The organism is Paenibacillus sp. GM2FR (genome assembly GCF_002803325.1).
Lineage (GTDB): Bacteria > Bacillota > Bacilli > Paenibacillales > Paenibacillaceae > Paenibacillus_AQ > Paenibacillus_AQ lautus.
On the sequence record NZ_MKZM01000010.1, the window covers coordinates 194,855 to 212,452 of the forward strand.

Genomic DNA, 17,598 nt, shown 5'->3' on the forward strand with positions numbered 1-17,598 from the left:
GTTTGGAAGGTCATGGTAACTTTTTGGCGAATTATGTATCTCGATATAGTTCTAAAGTCTATGGTCAAGATTTCTCACCACTTCAGATAATTAAGGATTTAAGTATAGAATGTCTCAATGGAGAAGCATTAAATATGAATAGGAGGAGATTAGCCATTTCTAGCTATGTGAATAAACACGTTGTTCCTGGAAGTATATCTGGCTATCTGTTCCAACCCGAAAGAGCTGTATTTTGGCTGGCAAAAAGCAGGATTGGGGCATTGGTTGGGATTGAAACGGAAGATGATGTAGTAAGAATTGCTAAGGACAGAGAAAACAATGTTTACGAACAGGACAAACATTCGATTTCAAATAATGTTCCCTTCGGTGATCATAGTAAAGATTTATGGAATACTTTATGCATATGGCTTAAAGCCGCTGCGGAGCCTGAATTTGATTTAGACAATACCGAATTTCATTTGGTTACTAACAAAATAGTTAAAGATGGCTTAGTAATATTGATTGCACAAGCAAAATCAGATCAAGATTGCGTTGTGTGTTCAGAGACAATAAGAACGCTTGCTGCTAATGTTCCTGACGGTATTAAGAAGTATGCTGATAAAGTTTGCGAATATGATATCAGTCTCCTACAGAAATTAGTAAGCAGAATTATTTTATGTGATGGCAATAATAGTAGTCATGGAGAAGAATTAAAGGAAGAAATAAAATCACTATTACATGTATCAGAAAGTCTACCTTTTGAAGAAATTTATAATTCTTTGTTGGGATGGGTTCACAGTACTGCTATGCACTGTTGGCGTAATAATAGACCAGCTTGGTTATCCAGAGACAGTTTTACAGAATACTACCAAAAAATATTGACCAGATATAATCTTAAGCGCTTTGTTGAGACCGATAAATCCCTAATCTCTCTTTCACTAGTGGATAAAGAAACTCAATATAATGAGTTATTCGTAAGACAGCTTTACTTACTGGCCTTAGAAAAAGATGATAATCTTCTTATCAGCTCTATTGAGGATTATTTACGATGCAATCATGAGAGAACCCGTTTTAGTATTGAAGGAGAGATTACAAAAGAAGAAATGGATAGATTTGACCAAAATCTATTGGATAGGTGGGAGATTATCTTTGCTCAGTTTGATCGAAAATATAAAAGATCACTAAAAACCTGTACAGATGCCAGCATCTTAGGCGAAGATATGGGAATGGAAATTCTTGCGAAGACATTGGATCATAGAGAACCTTTAGTAAATCAACCTACAGAGCAATATTACTTGACACGAGGCAGCTATCATAGGCTTGCCAATAATAAGCAATTAACTTTGGGATGGCACCCTGAATTTAAATTATTGCTGAAATAAGGAGAGTAACTATTGGAGCATTTAGATGAGTATGAAATCGTTCAAAATGTAGCCCTCGCTTCTTTAGTTCTTTGGTCGTTTTCTGTAAAGTATTACTCCACGACTGAGGAAAATAAAGGTGTGGATTTACAAGCTCTTATGATGGTTCTGCCTCTAGTTTTTAATGAGAGTGTTGTTAATTCTATTCACAGGAGAAATTTTAAGAAAGGATTCTTTGTAGCTCTAAATGACAATAGGAGTTTTTTTGTAGGGCTGCAAGAGAGAGTTCAAAATATGTCAAAAATGACTTTTAGTGCTATCAATATGTGCATCTCAAGCAAACTACTAATGTATGAACAGGAAACTTGCAATTTTATACCAGTTCGGACTTCTGTTCCGAAATACAGTGAAACCGAAAGTATTAAGCGAATGATTGCAGCATCTGATCGACTTGGTTACTGGTTTGCAACAATTGACTTTTCTGAACTATGTCATCTGTTAAAAGTGAGGTTTTAATTATGGATTTTAAGATAAAACATATCATATTGTGGCCAAAGGACAAAAGTAAAAAAGAAAGGATCTTAAGTTTCGATCTGATAAAAATTAATGTTATTACTGGTGATAGTCAAAAAGGAAAATCATCAATAATTCCCATAATTGATTATTGTTTAGGGAGTTCTAAATGTACAATTCCTGTAGGTATCATAAGAGAAAAAACTGAGTGGTTTGGTATTGTTGTGTCAATCAAAGAAGAGCTGCTATTACTGGCTCGTAAAGAGCCAGGAATACATAGCCAAAGTGGTGACGTATTCATTTTTGAAAATGTAGACCTGGAAAAAATGCCTAGGCCTGAAGCAGAACGCAATGTTGAATTTTTGAAAAATAAACTTAATGAAATTGCTACCCTTCCTTTCCTGACACTATCCGATGAGAATGATATTGAATCTTCAAACAAAAGAGCTAGTTTCAGAGACTTTTCAGCTTTTCAGTTCCAACCTCAACATATAGTAGCAAACCCATATACTCTTTTTTATAAAGCTGATACATATCAAAACAGAGAGAGATTGAAAAATATATTCCCACTTGTCCTTGGCGCAATTGATAAAGAAATATTATATCTAAGACAACAACTGAAAGAGTTGGAAAAGGAGCATAAACAGAAGCAGAACGAGCTTACTGAACTAAAAAAGATAACTTCACATTGGTTCTATAATGTGAAAAGTTATTACGCGCAAGCAAAAGAATACGGACTACTCTTAAATCCCTCTAGTTCGGAATTAGGCTGGTCTACGCAAGTGTATATTACTCAATTATCAGAGATACCAAAAAGAATTCAATCACAGACGTTAACATTTAAGGATATAGATACACAAGCTGCTGTAACAGAGCTAAGCAATTTATTTAAAGAAGAACTTAATCTTTCTCATGAAATCGGCTCTCTGAGACAGAGATTGTATAAAATGACAAGACTTTTTGAATCGGAAAAGCTCTATCAGGAATCTCTTGATGCGCAAAAAGAAAGGTTACAACCGTCAAATTGGTTAGTTCAGTTACTAGAGCCTAAAACAATATGTCCATTTTGCGGTTCTGAAAACAGTAAAGCACATGATGAAATGCATCGGCTTTACAATTATCAATCTAAAATCAGTTCAACATCAAATAATATTGAAAAATCCTCCGCTATGTTAGATAGGGAAATTGTAAAACTAAGAATTCGACTAAAAGAATTAGAAAGTTCACTGAACTACGTTAGAAAACAAAGAACTGAATTAGAAATAGAATCAGAGGAAGTAAGAAGATCCAGGCAAACTGAACAAGAGATTTTTCGATTTATAGGACGTCTAGAAAAATCATTATCTGATTATAAATTAACACATGAAAATAATGACTTAGAATCCGAAGTAAAAGCACTCGAAGAACAAATTTTTATTTTAAGGCGAAAAATAGATCCTAAGAGTATAGAGGCAAAACTTAAATTAGCTTTAAATACAATCTCAGAAAAAATAAATAGGTATGCGGACTTTTTAGGTGTTGAAGATGCAGATCAGCCAATTGAACTTGATATAACTAATTTAACCTTGAAAAAAAAATCTGGGCAAAGAGAAGATTATCTCTGGGAAATTGGTAGTGGTGCTAACTGGATGGGGTATCATGTAGCCACTCTACTCGCCTTACATGAGTTTTTTATTGATTTGAAGTGGAATCCTGTGCCTCAATTCCTTATCATTGACCAGCCCAGTCAAGTATATTTTCCCGAGAAAATTGTACAGAGTAGATCAGAAGATCAAGCTGTGGAAGGACAACAAAGTGCTTCCCCTCCTGCATTTAGACAAGAAGATATAGTACGTGTACAAAAAATCTTTACTGCCCTTTCAACCTGCTTAGGCCTTACAAAACACTCCGTTCAATTGATTATTATAGAACATGCTGATGAAATTACTTGGAGCGGCACAGAACAAGACATTTATGTAGTGGAAAGATGGAGAGGGGAAAATGAAGCTTTAATTCCAGAGGATTGGTTATAGAATTACTCAATGATAGGTAATAATTAGAATGATATATTAAAATGGTTTAGTGAAGGGAGTATTTCATGTTAAAAAGTTGGACTCTTAAACAATTTAAGTCCGTTTGTGAAAAAACCACCTTAGAGTTAGCTCCACTAACAGTTTTTACTGGAGCCAACAACTCTGGCAAGAGCACTATTATTCAAAGTATGTTATTAACTGCTCAGACCTTACAAAATCCTATTAAAGAAAGACCAATTATTTTGAACGGTCACATAGTAAGGTTAGGGTCATTTGAAGATATAGTATCAGCTAAATCTAAAGATATCTCTATTGGATTTGAGCTTCACTTTGATGATCCAACCGACAAGTCTTCTCGCAGAGTTCTTTGGGCAGGTCGTCCAAGGAGATTACTTAAAGATATCTTTATTAACTTTAACTATGAATTTACATATGATGGTAATAATGAAACAACCAACTTATATCCATTGCTAAAACAATGTGATATAAAGACTAAAGCAGCAGGTAATCAGTATGAAGAGATATCTATAGAAAGTAGAAGTAATTCTGATGCTCTAAGTTCATATAATTTATCAAATGAATATCTCGATACTTTTGAAGAGACCCTAAAATATGAAGTTAGTACTGTAAACCATAGTAGAAGAATTAAAAGAAACCAACCTGTAAACGGGAAAGCAGTAGGAGCTACGTTAGAACATTTCTTGCCGAACAAGATAACGCTTGTTTATAACATAATTGAGGATGAAATAATTAACTTGTTAAATATTTGCACTCAACCTGATAGCAGTTTTTACTATAGAATAAATGATTTCGATAGATTTGATAGATATGTAACTAAAGAATTCCATAATATAATTATCCAATGTTTAAGTGAAGTTTTTTGTAAAAACATTAGTAACTATGCAGAAAAACGAGCTAATACTCATAAAAAAGCTTTCAATAAATTTGCAGAATCTGCTTTTTCATTCGATAAATTGAAAAGATGTTATGAAACTTTATTGGTTGATGATCAGAGGAAATATAGTAATTCTGTCCTTGGATTACATGCAGAACTAAAAGACTCTATAGCGTTTAGTGCTAGTACAGAATATGCTTTGATTAATTCTGATCTCGCCGAATTAACTAGTTATTCTTTAGAATTAATCACTAAGTATTTTAATAATAATGTTAAATATTTAGGTCCTTTAAGAGATGAACCAAAAGCGATATATCCTCATGCTGGTTCAACTGATTCAGATGATGTTGGGTTTAAAGGAGAATATACTGCAGCAGTATTAGAGATACATAAGCAAACTAAAGTTAACTATATTTCACCAGAAGACATAGAGTTAAATAAAAAAACAATAAAAAATGATTATTTGATCGATGCTGTTCTTGAATGGCTGCAATATATGGGAGTAGTAAATAAAGTTGAGACACATGATAGAGGAAAGCTAGGACATGAGCTTAAAGTAGGTGTTAGTTCAGAAGATAAGTGGCACGATTTGACCCATGTTGGTGTTGGAGTCAGTCAAGTGCTCCCAATATTAGTTTTATCTTTATTAGCTAATAAAAATTCAACTTTAATATTTGAACAGCCTGAGTTACATCTTCATCCAAGAGTACAAACACGTCTAGCTGATTTCTATGTCTCAATGTCATACTTGGAAAAACAATGTATAGTGGAAACTCACAGTGAGTATCTAATTAACAGGTTGAGATATCGTACTGTTGTCTCAGATGAGCCGAATTTCTCGGATTCTATTATATTATATTTTGTTGAAAAAGAGCTAGGCGGCTCTAATTACAAACCAATAAGAATCAATAAATTTGGTGTTATTGAAGATTGGCCAAAGGGATTTTTTGATGAGAATGAAGAAAATTCAGCTGCTATTTTAAAAGCTGCAATTGCTAAAAGAAAGAAGGAGCAACGGTAGATATGAACTGTATTTTTATTGATCCATATACATTAGCGTATCCATCTGATTACGAAAAAATTAGTATAAACGAGTTTGAAAACTATCTCGATAATATTTTACTTTGGAGACAGTTGAAAGATGTTCCATTATCCAATGTAGTAATTAGCAAACAAACAAGTGATATACTTATGGACCATAATAACTATCCTTATTGGGACAGTTTAAAAAATGCATTATTAAAAACGGGACTGAGTACTTTCTATCAGCCAAGAGATATTATAGGAGTTATTGAGGGCTTTTTACAACAACCTTCATTCGATGAAACATTTAACTTAGTTGATATCTTAGTAGATAATGTCGCTATTTTTCCTAATGATCACTTGGAAAGACGTCCCCCAATGTACTCTGAGGAATATAAAAAAATAGTGATTGTATTGTCTCTGATGAATATTACTTTAAATAAAGGGAAACAAAGTTATTTTGTTACTAGAGATTCTATAAAGGAAATTATGGTTCAAGGGGAAATTCATGAATGTGAATTTACAAATGATGAATCATTTGATCTTGAATACCCTATTAAAATAGATGATACAGTTTATTCTTACACCCATTTATCTGAGTTAATAACTAATATCAACGTCGTTAAAAGTTGGGAAAATGCAACAACAATAACGGAGTATTATGAATTAATGAATCTTTTTATTAAACAAAGGCTTATATCTTCAAATTTGGATATCTCAGAAATTCCAAATTGGAGATTTGGTCATCATTTTTTAGATACTTGTAGAGAACTTGGATTCTATCATGAAGAATCTAAGATTAAGACTTTACTAAGATCTTGTGCAGATACTATATTAAATCAAAATCTGACAAATACCCATGCCTTAAGGAAAGATGAGAGTGGGAATAGTCCTCAAGTTACTAGGGAGAAGGATAAAGCATGGAGGCGAGATATAGATTATGAATATCATCTTCACTATTGGCAAACAAGCAATGGTCCGGAATTAGCTGCGGTAGTAGTTCATAACAATATGGATATTCCAGCTTAGTTTTCTTGAAATCGTCAATAATTTGGTTGAAATCTTGTCTATTGCTAATGCTTGATTTCCGAATAGAAAGTTATCCAAAACCCTTGTCTTGCTTAACATCTCCCTCTATTTTTTTCTGTATAGAAGCCTGCAAACACCTATAGGATTCGTCCTAAGCTTACTCAGAATGGACAAATTTCCAAAATTTAAAGTGATTGGACTAAATATGAGCAGATGCGTAAGGATCCTCCACAAATCCTTCTGCTACCATTTTTGCTAACATCGCTGCATATACAAATTTCTGAGCGCAGAGAGTATGGAACATAAAAAACGCCTTTACCCGCGTGGTTAATGTATTTGTGTTCGAGCTTTCCATGGTGTAGAAAAGGGGTAAGGAGATTACTTCAGGGCTTAAAAACCTGCGGTAGGTGACTACCGTACCGGTTCGAGCCCATCTTCGGCATCAATAAAAGCAAGGGTTCAGCTCTCTTTGGCTGGAACCTTTTTTGTGTACGCCCAGCATGGGCGTCATCTCTAGGGTGAAAGTCCGAACGAGGACTGGCGAGCGCCTATCGTTAGCCGAGGGCAAGGGTGTCCACGTGAGATGGAGTCTGAAGGAAGCCGAAGGCAAACGCACGGGCCTAGGTACACTAACTGGATTAGAGGAAAAGATAGTCGGATGAGTTGCCTCTACACAACGAAATCCCAAGCCGCCAAGGGCTATCACTGTAAACTCCATCGGTCGCGGGCGGAAAGATGACGTTCTTATCTGGGTGGCCTATGTGAGGAAATAAATCCGAAGTAACTGTAACCAAGAGGTTCCGCTGAACCCACAGGAGTCAGCAGAGGCCATGGTGCGGGAGTACTTACGCGCTTGCGTAAACTGAGAGATATGGGAGTACCGGAACGGTCAGCTTTTAGGATAAGAAATCCCCATCGAGGTGCTTGGGAAATGCCCCGCGACACTAACAACGCCCTTCCGACTTCCTATTGAGAGCGAAGGGAGGGCTGAATAGTTTTCTTTCTCGTTTCCGTGAGCATTGTTAATCTTTTGGAACTGCCGTGCGCGGCTACGCATGTTCGGTGGTGTGAGAGGACGGGGGGGGGGAGAGCCGCCCACCTCCTGGTCGATTATGTATTATATATTATATTTACTTATGATTAAAAATCGCTTTAATAGGGAGTCAGGCCCTCATTTGGATACTGTGATGTTTATTCATTCAATTCATATTCTAGCAAGTTACAAAGATACTGCCTTCCTTCAACAAATCCAAACCGCTCATCTTCAGAGGTTGTTAAGGAGAGTGGACGATGTACTAGCTTACTTATCTCGAAAAAGAATTGCAACGTGTAGCTCAGGAGAGTACCGGTCCATATTTTCTAAATGAGATGCTCCATAATCCTCTCAGGTGCAATTCTTAATGATACAATACGTAAAGGAAAATGTTAGTAACATTTGAGCCCAGAGGAAATACGGGGACATTTCGAAGTTCAACACACAGCAAAATGCTGCTGAGAATTCAAGGGGATTGACGAATACTCTTTTTATTACAGCGGATTTTCATAATCTATTTGGAACGGATTTGAAAGACTATGGAGATGTATTACAAAGACCAAGGATATGTGGTTGAACGAGTTGGTGGTTCGGGTGGATAGTGAAATGGATTTAATTCTTCGAGGAAAAGAAGGATATAAGATTGCCGTGCAGTGTAAACGCTGGAAGCAAAATGTCGGAAATGATATTGTGCTTCGATTGAAAGCGGGAAAGCAAGTTCATGGTTGTTATGATGCTTGGATCGTAACGACAAGTAATTTTACCAAGGACGCCAGAAGAGACGCTGAACGATTAAACATTCAATTAATAAACGGGATCGCTCTCGAGAACAAGTTGAATGCCTGGAGAAAGAAGAAACGGACCGGCTGAATAATATAAACCTATAGAACGGAGCCCTCTCATGCTAAAAAAATTAATGTCGATATTCAAATCAGATACTTCAGATAAGAAGCCTACCCAACCTATTAAAACCAAAACATCTAGCAGCAAACCTAAGCCTAAAGTTCAGCCGACCCGAGTCGGAGAGCTGGGAGAGCATAAGATTAACATTCAGCTAGATCAGCTTCCTAAAGGGTGTAAATACGTAAGTGATTTAATGGTGGCAAATCCGAAGTCTCGTACCGGGTATTCGCAGATCGACCACGCAGTGATCACTCCGCATGGATTGTTTGTCATTGAGACGAAGAATTACAACGGAGAAATTAAGGGGACCAGGGACAATAAGTCTTGGACAGTGAGCAACCGGTTTAAAATGTACAACCCGTTTATGCAGAATTACGGTCATATTCAAGCAATTAAAAGCTTACTCCCCGACTACCAAAAGATCCGGTATATATCTCTCGTTTCATTCACGATGCGTTGCCGATTTAGCGTGGACCCTGAATTGAGAAAAATCCAGTCGGATGAGCTGATCGTGTATGACGTTGAGCTATCCGAATATATTCAGCGTAAAATGAACCGAATTCAAGCCGAGAAGACGGATCCCGTTCTGACGGATTCGGATATTCTGAAGATCTATCAATCTCTGAACGAAGCCAATATCACTGATCCCAAGGTTCGGGCTGAACATGTAGAGAGGGCAGGGAGTGCTGGGAAGGCGAAAAAATAGTCAATAAAAAAATTGCCGCTGTACCACTAATGGAAGTGGAGAGCGGCAATTTTTTGTAGGAGGTTAAACATAAAAGTAGACAATGAACTAGTAAACGGGTTGCATAAACACTTTATCCACATATTTATAATAATCGAATAATCCTTGAGATCCATAAGGGGCAATGATTTCATCACCATCAAGCACTATGTACGATTGACCAGTAATTGATAATTCCTGCTTGATTGGATTGATTTTCTGCAAGTCCCCAACGGTCGTAAAGGAATATACCCAAATGCTTAAGTCAATTATTGAGTTGCCAGCTGTGACGATTAATTCGCTAATGCCATCTTGATCAAAATCATGGAGAGCGGCTTGTATTTTATAACCCTCCAGTAATTCCCCGTATTCGTCGAATACTTCCGTATCCATACTATACAGGTCAAGTTGCCAACCCACGGAAGTAGAAGGGAAGATCATCACAGCCTTAGTCCCGTTAGGGTGATCTAGTCCTAGAACTAATTCAGCCTCCGTTGTACCAAATCTTATAGGCAAAGTCACATCGGGCGCACCAGGCTTCCACTCAACTTGAGATAAATTCTTTCCTTCAGGAGAACGAATTAAAGAGTCGGACGTCGGAATATCTAGGACTACATGATCTGGCTGTGTCTCAACATTATTCGGTGTATCTTCTTGCTGACTAATGTGGGAAGTAGTTGTAGTTTCCTCGTTGTCAGGTGGAATGTTTAAGCTATCGTCCCCCTTGTTCTTTTGTTCCTGATGCTTTTCCTCGTTGCTCTGTAATGCTTGGGAAGTATTTAATTGGTCACTTGTTTTTCCACAGGCAGATGTCACTGTAAGGATAAAAATAAATGCGATTAGTATTGCTAGTTTTTTCATTTCTTGATTTTGTCCTTTCTGATAACATGTAGGTATTATTATCCAATAGGGATTGGCAATATTATCTATTATATTTGATCGATAATATTTGGAAAGTATTTTATTAATCTTTTATCGCCAACGTTCCTAAGTGATGTAATCATTTAATACTGATTGGAAAAGGAGCCAGCTCATATGCCCATCGAACTAGGAGTGTGGAAAATCAATGAAAAGGTGGAGAAGATCCATTTTTCAAGTATAGAAACCGAGCGTAAGCTCGAGGATGTCATTGCCGATGATATTAGCATTATTGACCCTTCCTTGATGCTTATCGGCAGGCAGATCAGTACGGCATTCGGAAAATTCATTGACATCTTAGCGATGAATGCCGAAGGTAATTTGGTTGTGATTGAGCTTAAGCGTAACAAGACGCCTCGTGAAGTTGTTGCGCAAACGCTGGATTATGCCTCCTGGGTCCAACAGCTAGATTACACGGATATCATTCGTATTTATAGTGATAAAAATCCAGGAAAGCAGCTGGAGCAAGAGTTTGTAGATCATTTCAAGACTGATTTTCCTGATGCCTTAAATGAGCTGCACGAATTAATTATCGTATCAGCTGAACTGGATCCGTCCACTGAACGCATTATTAATTATTTGACGACCTTCGGTGTACCTGTGAATGCTCTCTTCTTCCATTATTTCAAAGATGGAGATAACGAGTATTTAGCTAGGAACTGGCTCATTGATCCCAACCAAGTAGAAGCGAAAGTTTCCAGCGTGACGTCCAAAAAGACAGGAAAGGCTCCTTGGAACGGAAAAGACTATTACGTTTCGTTGGGAGACGGAATTCATCGAAACTGGGAGGACTGCAGACGATACTGCTTCATTTCAGCTGGGCAAGGAAGGTGGTACAGCAATACACTGAATCTCCTTAAGCCTGGTGCCCGGATCTTTGCGTGTATTCCTAAGGTAGGGTATGTCGGTGTAGGTATTGTTACCGATGAAGTGGTGCCTATTAAGAATTTTCAAGTGTTGGTCGAAGGGGAGAATAAACCACTGCTCGAGGCCGACTTACAGGTCAGCATGGATAAGGATGTCGATGATCCTGATCTCTGCGAGTATGTGGTGCGCGTGGATTGGATTGAGACGCTTCCGAAGCATGAAGCTATCTGGGAAAAAGGGATGTTCGCGAACCAAAATTCCGCATGTAAATTGAGAAACCAATTCACGATCGAGCGTCTGACAAAGCATTTTCAGTTAGATGAGGAGTAATAGATTAAATATTTATCAAAGGAAGTTCTAAAACGATGAACATAAACAACCAACTTGATGAACTATTTGGGCAATGGAGAATGCACGATGCGTGCACCGAGGGGATTTTCATTCCGGATGGGTATGTGGACGAGGAAGCATGGTCAGGAGCAACGCTTAAATTGATGGTACTGCTGAAAGAGGTTAATTCTTCGGACGCCGGATGGGACCTGCAGCAGTTTGTAAGAGAGAAGGGGTATCTAAAAGAAAGCAGCACCTGGCCAGTACTCCTTCGTTGGACGTATGGAATCCTGAATGGATTCCCAGAATATAGCGAAGTTGAGCAGCGTTATCTAGAAGTCAAGGAAGAAGCGGACGAGTTCCTCAGGAAAGTCTATTTTGCAAATGTAAAGAAGATTGCAGGTGGCGCCAAGGCCAATCATACAGATGTCGAGCGCCATATACAGGAGACTGGCGAGCTTCTTCTTCAACAAATCAGGGTCGTCAATCCCGACCTGGTTCTATGCTGTGGCGATGTTATATTCCAAGGTGTCCATGAGCTATTGAAAAGATCGGGTCCCCATATATTTGAGCTTAAGCAGACTCCCGGCGGCCTGGAGTACATCATGTGGGCCGATATCCAAACGGTCTTTATTCGTTATCATCACCCTAACGCTTACTATCCAAGAACGATGTCTTATACATATCTGATGAAGGAGATTCAGGAAATACTTCCCTAATCTTTAGTTGAAAAAGTCCGAGGGAGTCCCTCCTAGGTATCTAGTTTCATCTCCCTCTCATAATCCTCAATTAGAACCGAAGGCTTAACATGAAGCGCCCTTGCTAATGCGGTAATCGTTAGCAGAGAGGGCGCTTTTTCGCCGTTCTCCAGCTCACTGATATAGGACCGGTCTACACGGGAATAGAGACTTAGCTCGTCTTGGGTAAGTTTCTTCTCTTTCCGAAGGTTTCGTAGAGCTCTGCCGAAGGCAAGCAATTCTATGGATTTCTCACTATTAGCCACGTTCGATAACCCCTTATTTGATAGTTAAACTAATCTTATGCGGTTCTATAAGGGAATTTCTGTAGGCTATTGCCTACAAAACAATCAGAGTGATATAATACAGATAATGGAAACGGTGATTTGGATTACTAGATTATATTCTTCGTAAATGGGAGTGAAGGGAATATGAAATCAATGGTAACCAGTAATGCCAATCTAAATACACATCTCTCATCCCCCCAACATAAGAAAGAAGCAGGCCGCTTTTACCAGGATATGATTGTTCTTCATGCCAACTGCTCACAAGAATACATGAAATTATCCATGCATTTCTTGGATAGAAATCTGCTTTACGTCAGTTTATTATTATGCAACAGGGCGTTAAAATCCATGTTAAATGCCCTATATATAAAGGAGGAGGGAAGACAGCCTAAGTCAGACATTTTATTCGAAGATATGCTACGGATGTTCCCCGAAGGCTCCGGGATGAATGCCGAGTCGTTGATATTTATACAATCTTTATCCTTTTTGTCACAGGAGAGCTCTTTAATCAGTAAAATGAAGCCTACACATCTAATGAACCTGATCAAGAGAACGGATGAGATCCTTCTCCAAATATCTCGCCTGCTAGAATTGCCTTACCAATCATACCACTCCGTTTTAAAATATAGGACCTAAGGACAAGTACAAATTATTCTTTTCTAAACAGATATTCAGTGCAAGCAAGCAGGGCGAGAATAATAAAGGATAAATTAATCCATCTATTCCCACCCTTTTTTTCGGTATGTCATGTTCCGTGACTCCCTTCCTCCTACAACTCCTATAATAATGGTCATGTTATTGGGAATCCCGCTCGTAATAAAGTCCCGCTACCAACTGAGAAAAAGATCCTAGTCATAAAGTGACATAGCAAGGCCTCGAGAACCTTTTCCATATAATTCTAATGGAGTAAAATATTTAAGTTAACTATGATCGGAGATCGGGTTCAATCCCGAAAGCAAGATGGAGAGGTTGTTATGAGTAGAATTTTGGTCACACCGGAGATGTTGCTGCACGTTGCAGCGCAATGCTCCAGGGCGCATGAACAACTGGAAGCAATGATACACATGCTGAGCCAGAACATTCATATGCTGGAGTCTGCCTGGGAAGGTACGACGAGATCCCGTTTTTACGCGGATTTTCAGCAGGCGCATTGGGAGATGACGCAGACCACTGAGCATATCCATCGGACAAGCCTGGAGCTGAGAGGGATTGCCCAACGATTTAAGTCAGCAGATGAGCGGGGACAATCGATCCAAGTTGCTGGGCATGTGCTGGGAGCGTACCCTATGATGAGGGGACCCGCAGGTGCCGTAGAGGATGCCGGGAGAAAAGCGGAGGAAGCCTGGAATTCGGTGCAGCAGGAAGCCGGGAAGGCATGGGACACCGTGAAGCAAGAAGCAGGGGAACTATGGGAGGGCGTAAAGATCGGGGCCGCCCAGTTAGGGAACTCGTTAAAGGATACGGCGATATCCTTGTACGAAGATCCGCTTGGAACCGGGAAAGAGATGCTCTATAATGCAACCATCGGGACGGTCGAGGATATTTGGGACACGGGGATATGGGCCGGCCGAATGGTTTTTAGTAACGAATATCGTGAAAAAATCGTGGCAGACACAATGAAAGAAGTCGATTCAGCAGGCGGCTGGTCCAATTACTTGGGTCAACAGTCGGCTATGATCCTTGGAGGCGCTATTCTCAACCGTGCTGGAATTAGGGGGAGAGGCCCGCTGAATAAAAAGCATGATGATCTTGGTGGCGGTAGTGGTGGCAGTAATGGTGGCGATAGTGGTGGTGATGGTGACGGTAAGAAGTCGGGGGATGAGGGTACGGGTAAAGCCATGGGCAACATGATCAACGATATAAGAACAAAGACACCAGATCAATTGCTCAAAGAAGGCTGGCAGGATGTAACTGATCCAAGGAAAGCCCAGAATACCATGTCTCGGGAATATTATAATCCTGAAACAGGTGTAAAAATCAGTTATGATCCAGGAAAGAAAGGTGCAACAGGATTTGAAGCGGTAGACCATTACCATATCCACAATCCGAATTATACCGATAAAAAAGTCGATTATTATTTTGATATTGACGGAAATCCTGTGGGTAAAGGTTCGAAAGCTTCTCATATTGTAATAAAGGACAAGGACGGTGAGTAAGTATGAAAATAGCTACTTTTATTGAAGAATACGATCTGCATGACAGCCTATTAGAAAATATTAGTATTAATGACGAGAAACTGGTTCTCGATATCGATCTCTGTAATTGGAGACAAAAAAATTACAGTCCCGAGGAAGATGAAATGAAAGTAATTAAGGTTACTTTTGAAAATGTACAAAGTTATCATTTAGATTCAACAAATGATACGGTAGATTCCGATTCAATCTTGGAGATCAGTTGTACGGATGTGGATTCTTCTTCAACGTCGAAAGACATAAAAATCGTCTTTGAAGGTGAAGGAGATATAAAAATAATGACATTTAGAAGTGATAATGTAACCGTAGAATAATTAGTATAACCTTGATCGAGTGCTCGTCACTCGGTCAAGGTTTTTCTTTTGCCCTATATTACCCTCTTCCTTAAACAATAGAACACTCTAAAATCGAAACTCGTGCGCTAAAAAGGCATACTGAATCAGCAGATGAAGAAATAGATCGTATTTGAATACCAATAGCTCATGCAAGTTTTTTTGTCACAAATACATAAACCTCATGCGCATAGTGCTTATTTCAAATAAAGTACCTCATGCAAGTAATTCGGGAACGAAAATCACCCCCATGCTCATAATTTGGACCCCTCTTGTCAGCAAACGTTTTAGTAAATCGAGTAGAAAGGGGCGGCTAACCCCCGTCCTCTCGATTAGTATGAAATATCAATTATTGATGACAAGGAATTATGGATTTCCCAGAGTCGGTTGAGATTTGAAGTTTTTTTTATGGGTCACATTTTAGTATCTCAGCGTTTAGTAAAACTTTCAGTATCTTTAAAGTAAAAGTAATTTTTCAGATATTTTTTAATTCAAACAAAGTAAATTTTATTGTATCATGTCATCAGCCAGCACCGACATTTCAATGTTTTTCTAGTGATTAACCCATTCACGCATAAGCTTCCTGTGCTGGGCAACATTGATGCTGTCCATTTTTTTGTGTCCGCGGATCATTGGTCATTCGGAATGCCTCCCGATCTTATGTGGCCGGGACTTAGAAGTGCCGGCATCTGATCGGATTCGCGTACGAACGTTTTATAACTTAGGGTTCCTCGGAATAATCATTCTGTTCACAGGGATGGTTGTTACGGAGAAAAAATAAGATACAGTAACTGTATCTTTCAAGAAAAGAAAAAAACATCTTTCTACGCGAAAGGTGTTTTTTTGCTTTATATTCATAACAAAGGGGAGATGGATTGGTTGCGGAAAAAACCAGCCAGAAGGCCGCTCTTGTTAAAGGCGTTTTTCATTTTGCCTTCGACTTCCCACCAAAAAAACAAGTCCAATTCGGAACGGTGCCCGCTTCGAGCGATTGCTAGGGTGTATCGAAAAGCGTGCTTTTGAGACAAAGAAATAACAATCTTTTTTACGTATCAAAATGCCTTAGAATTGATTTTGAAACGTCTCGTTAACATAAGGGACTTTTTGATACGGTTAGGGGAGTGGCACAGTTGAAGTTAGCATATGGAAGGGTACGTGCGAAGGACCAAAATCCAGAACGACAGCTTGTTAAGTTTAGGGAGCTTGGTGTCGAGGATCGTATATTCGTTGATAAGCAGAGCGGCAAGGACTTTGAACGGCAGCGTTATCAGGCTATGCGAATGATGATCCGGGAGGGAGACTTGGTTTATATGGATGCGTTGGATCGATTAGGGCGCGATTACGACGGAAAAATAACAGAATGGAAATACATCACTCGTGAAATAAATGTTGATATTGTTTGCTTGGATAATGAAGCCTTGTTTGATAGTAGAAAATTCAAGACGATGGGGGACATCGGGAAGCTTTTGGAGGATCAGTTTTTAAACATGTTGGCTTACGTCGCCGAGCAGGAACGGAAGAAAAACAGAAAGAGGCAAGCAGAAGGGATTGAAGTTGCACGGGCTGCTGGAGTAACATTCGGTAGACCACGGAAAAAAGTGGACGAAACGTTTATCCCAGAGTACGAAGAATGGAAGGTAGGAAGAATAACAGCAACGATGGCCATGAAAAATTCCCGACTAACTAAGCCAACATTTTACCGGCGTGTGAGGGAATATAAGGCAGGAATGAATAAGTAAACCTTGATTTAACGCCTTGGAACCAGTAATACTTAATATGGAAGAATAACGCTTATACATTACCGATAAACCACGCATTGGCATTTAAAGGAGGTTTACACATATAGTGAATGTATTCAAAAGCATAAAAAGAAGATATTCTTCGATCAGACAAAAAAATATCTTCGCAATAATGTTCTTTTATTTTATATTAGAGCCATTATTTGTAGGGATGTTTTTCTGTTTCATGCTTGGCGTATTAACGCGAGGGAATGGTATGGTCATATTGATTTCACCTTTTATATTAATTCCATTGTCCTGTGTATTGTGGGTGTTACTTGATAATAGAGATATTGATTTTTTAAAAAGAGCTAAGGTAGCACTTGAATGGAACCAAGCAATTGCAAGTAGTGTTTCTTTGTTCGTTGCGATTTATATTATAGTAGTTCCAGAATCAGATTTAGGGTTTCTAAGATATTTGTTTTCACCAGCATCAGGTGACGACGGAATTACTTCTCGAGATGCAGCAAACCTTGTTTTTCTAACACTTTCATTTCCATTCGTGATTAGTTTCACTTTTGCGAAGGCCACTATAGAACATATTCTGTTCAGAAAAGAAAAAAGCCAGAGTTATACTGATGAAATCAATAAATCTAAGTCAGTCAGTTAGTTGGGCTATAAAATACTTCATGTACAAGCGCGGCGCATACGAAAACCACCGGAATATTAAACCTATTCTGAAGTG

At 38.7% G+C, this 17,598-nt stretch carries 15 protein-coding genes; 13 read left to right on the plus strand and 2 right to left on the minus strand.

Features of this window, described 5'->3' with window-relative positions; all coding sequences use genetic code 11:
* Positions 1–167: 167 nt before the first annotated feature.
* The 7 genes from PAEVO_RS25995 to PAEVO_RS26025 all read left to right on the plus strand — a co-directional run bounded on the left by PAEVO_RS25995 (position 168) and on the right by PAEVO_RS26025 (position 9,454).
* On the plus strand, positions 168–1,361 hold the full coding sequence (locus PAEVO_RS25995; RefSeq protein ID WP_165789760.1) for an ABC-three component system protein: 1,194 nt from the start codon (positions 168–170) through the stop codon (positions 1,359–1,361).
* A gap of 12 nt (positions 1,362–1,373) precedes the next feature.
* Positions 1,374–1,856 carry a three component ABC system middle component gene (locus tag PAEVO_RS26000; protein ID WP_100540408.1) on the plus strand — a complete coding sequence of 161 codons (483 nt, stop codon included), beginning with the start codon at positions 1,374–1,376 and terminating at the stop codon, positions 1,854–1,856.
* Between the two features lie 2 nt (positions 1,857–1,858).
* A complete protein-coding gene (locus PAEVO_RS26005; RefSeq protein ID WP_165789761.1) occupies positions 1,859–3,865 on the plus strand; it encodes a DUF3732 domain-containing protein in 2,007 nt (668 codons plus the stop codon).
* A 65-nt stretch (positions 3,866–3,930) separates the two neighbouring features.
* Positions 3,931–5,781, plus strand: coding sequence for an AAA family ATPase (locus PAEVO_RS26010; protein ID WP_100540410.1), 1,851 nt, complete (start codon positions 3,931–3,933; stop codon positions 5,779–5,781).
* Positions 5,782–5,783: 2 nt separating this feature from the next.
* Positions 5,784–6,812, plus strand: a complete 1,029-nt coding sequence (locus tag PAEVO_RS26015; protein WP_100540411.1) for a hypothetical protein — start codon at positions 5,784–5,786, stop codon at positions 6,810–6,812.
* Positions 6,813–8,412: 1,600 nt separating this feature from the next.
* Positions 8,413–8,715: a restriction endonuclease gene (locus tag PAEVO_RS26020; RefSeq protein ID WP_243390938.1), complete on the plus strand. Its 303-nt coding sequence runs from the start codon at positions 8,413–8,415 to the stop codon at positions 8,713–8,715.
* A gap of 31 nt (positions 8,716–8,746) precedes the next feature.
* Positions 8,747–9,454 (plus strand): nuclease-related domain-containing protein, encoded by a 708-nt coding sequence (locus PAEVO_RS26025; protein WP_100540412.1) that lies wholly within the window; start codon positions 8,747–8,749, stop codon positions 9,452–9,454.
* A gap of 87 nt (positions 9,455–9,541) precedes the next feature.
* On the opposite strand, the gene PAEVO_RS26030 is transcribed toward PAEVO_RS26025, so the two are convergent.
* On the minus strand, positions 9,542–10,333 hold the full coding sequence (locus PAEVO_RS26030; protein WP_100540413.1) for a hypothetical protein: 792 nt from the start codon (positions 10,331–10,333) through the stop codon (positions 9,542–9,544).
* Between the two features lie 192 nt (positions 10,334–10,525).
* On the opposite strand from PAEVO_RS26030, the gene PAEVO_RS26035 reads away from it, so the two are divergent.
* Positions 10,526–11,587 (plus strand): endonuclease NucS domain-containing protein, encoded by a 1,062-nt coding sequence (locus PAEVO_RS26035; protein WP_243390939.1) that lies wholly within the window; start codon positions 10,526–10,528, stop codon positions 11,585–11,587.
* Between the two features lie 35 nt (positions 11,588–11,622).
* The gene (locus tag PAEVO_RS26040) at positions 11,623–12,306 is read left to right on the plus strand and encodes a hypothetical protein (protein ID WP_100540415.1); all 684 of its coding nucleotides are present in this window, start codon (positions 11,623–11,625) and stop codon (positions 12,304–12,306) included.
* 32 nt (positions 12,307–12,338) lie between these two features.
* Here the strand turns inward: PAEVO_RS26040 and PAEVO_RS26045 are convergent, their stop codons facing one another.
* Positions 12,339–12,590, minus strand: coding sequence for a helix-turn-helix domain-containing protein (locus tag PAEVO_RS26045; protein WP_100540416.1), 252 nt, complete (start codon positions 12,588–12,590; stop codon positions 12,339–12,341).
* A gap of 995 nt (positions 12,591–13,585) precedes the next feature.
* On the opposite strand from PAEVO_RS26045, the gene PAEVO_RS26055 reads away from it, so the two are divergent.
* The 4 genes from PAEVO_RS26055 to PAEVO_RS26070 all read left to right on the plus strand — a co-directional run bounded on the left by PAEVO_RS26055 (position 13,586) and on the right by PAEVO_RS26070 (position 17,523).
* Positions 13,586–14,767 (plus strand): WXG100 family type VII secretion target, encoded by a 1,182-nt coding sequence (locus PAEVO_RS26055; RefSeq protein ID WP_100540418.1) that lies wholly within the window; start codon positions 13,586–13,588, stop codon positions 14,765–14,767.
* Between the two features lie 2 nt (positions 14,768–14,769).
* Positions 14,770–15,117: a hypothetical protein gene (locus PAEVO_RS26060; RefSeq protein ID WP_100540419.1), complete on the plus strand. Its 348-nt coding sequence runs from the start codon at positions 14,770–14,772 to the stop codon at positions 15,115–15,117.
* A 1,148-nt stretch (positions 15,118–16,265) separates the two neighbouring features.
* Positions 16,266–16,874 (plus strand): recombinase family protein, encoded by a 609-nt coding sequence (locus PAEVO_RS26065; RefSeq protein ID WP_100540420.1) that lies wholly within the window; start codon positions 16,266–16,268, stop codon positions 16,872–16,874.
* 106 nt (positions 16,875–16,980) lie between these two features.
* The gene (locus tag PAEVO_RS26070; protein ID WP_036673345.1) at positions 16,981–17,523 is read left to right on the plus strand and encodes a hypothetical protein; all 543 of its coding nucleotides are present in this window, start codon (positions 16,981–16,983) and stop codon (positions 17,521–17,523) included.
* The last annotated feature ends 75 nt before the right edge of the window (positions 17,524–17,598 follow it).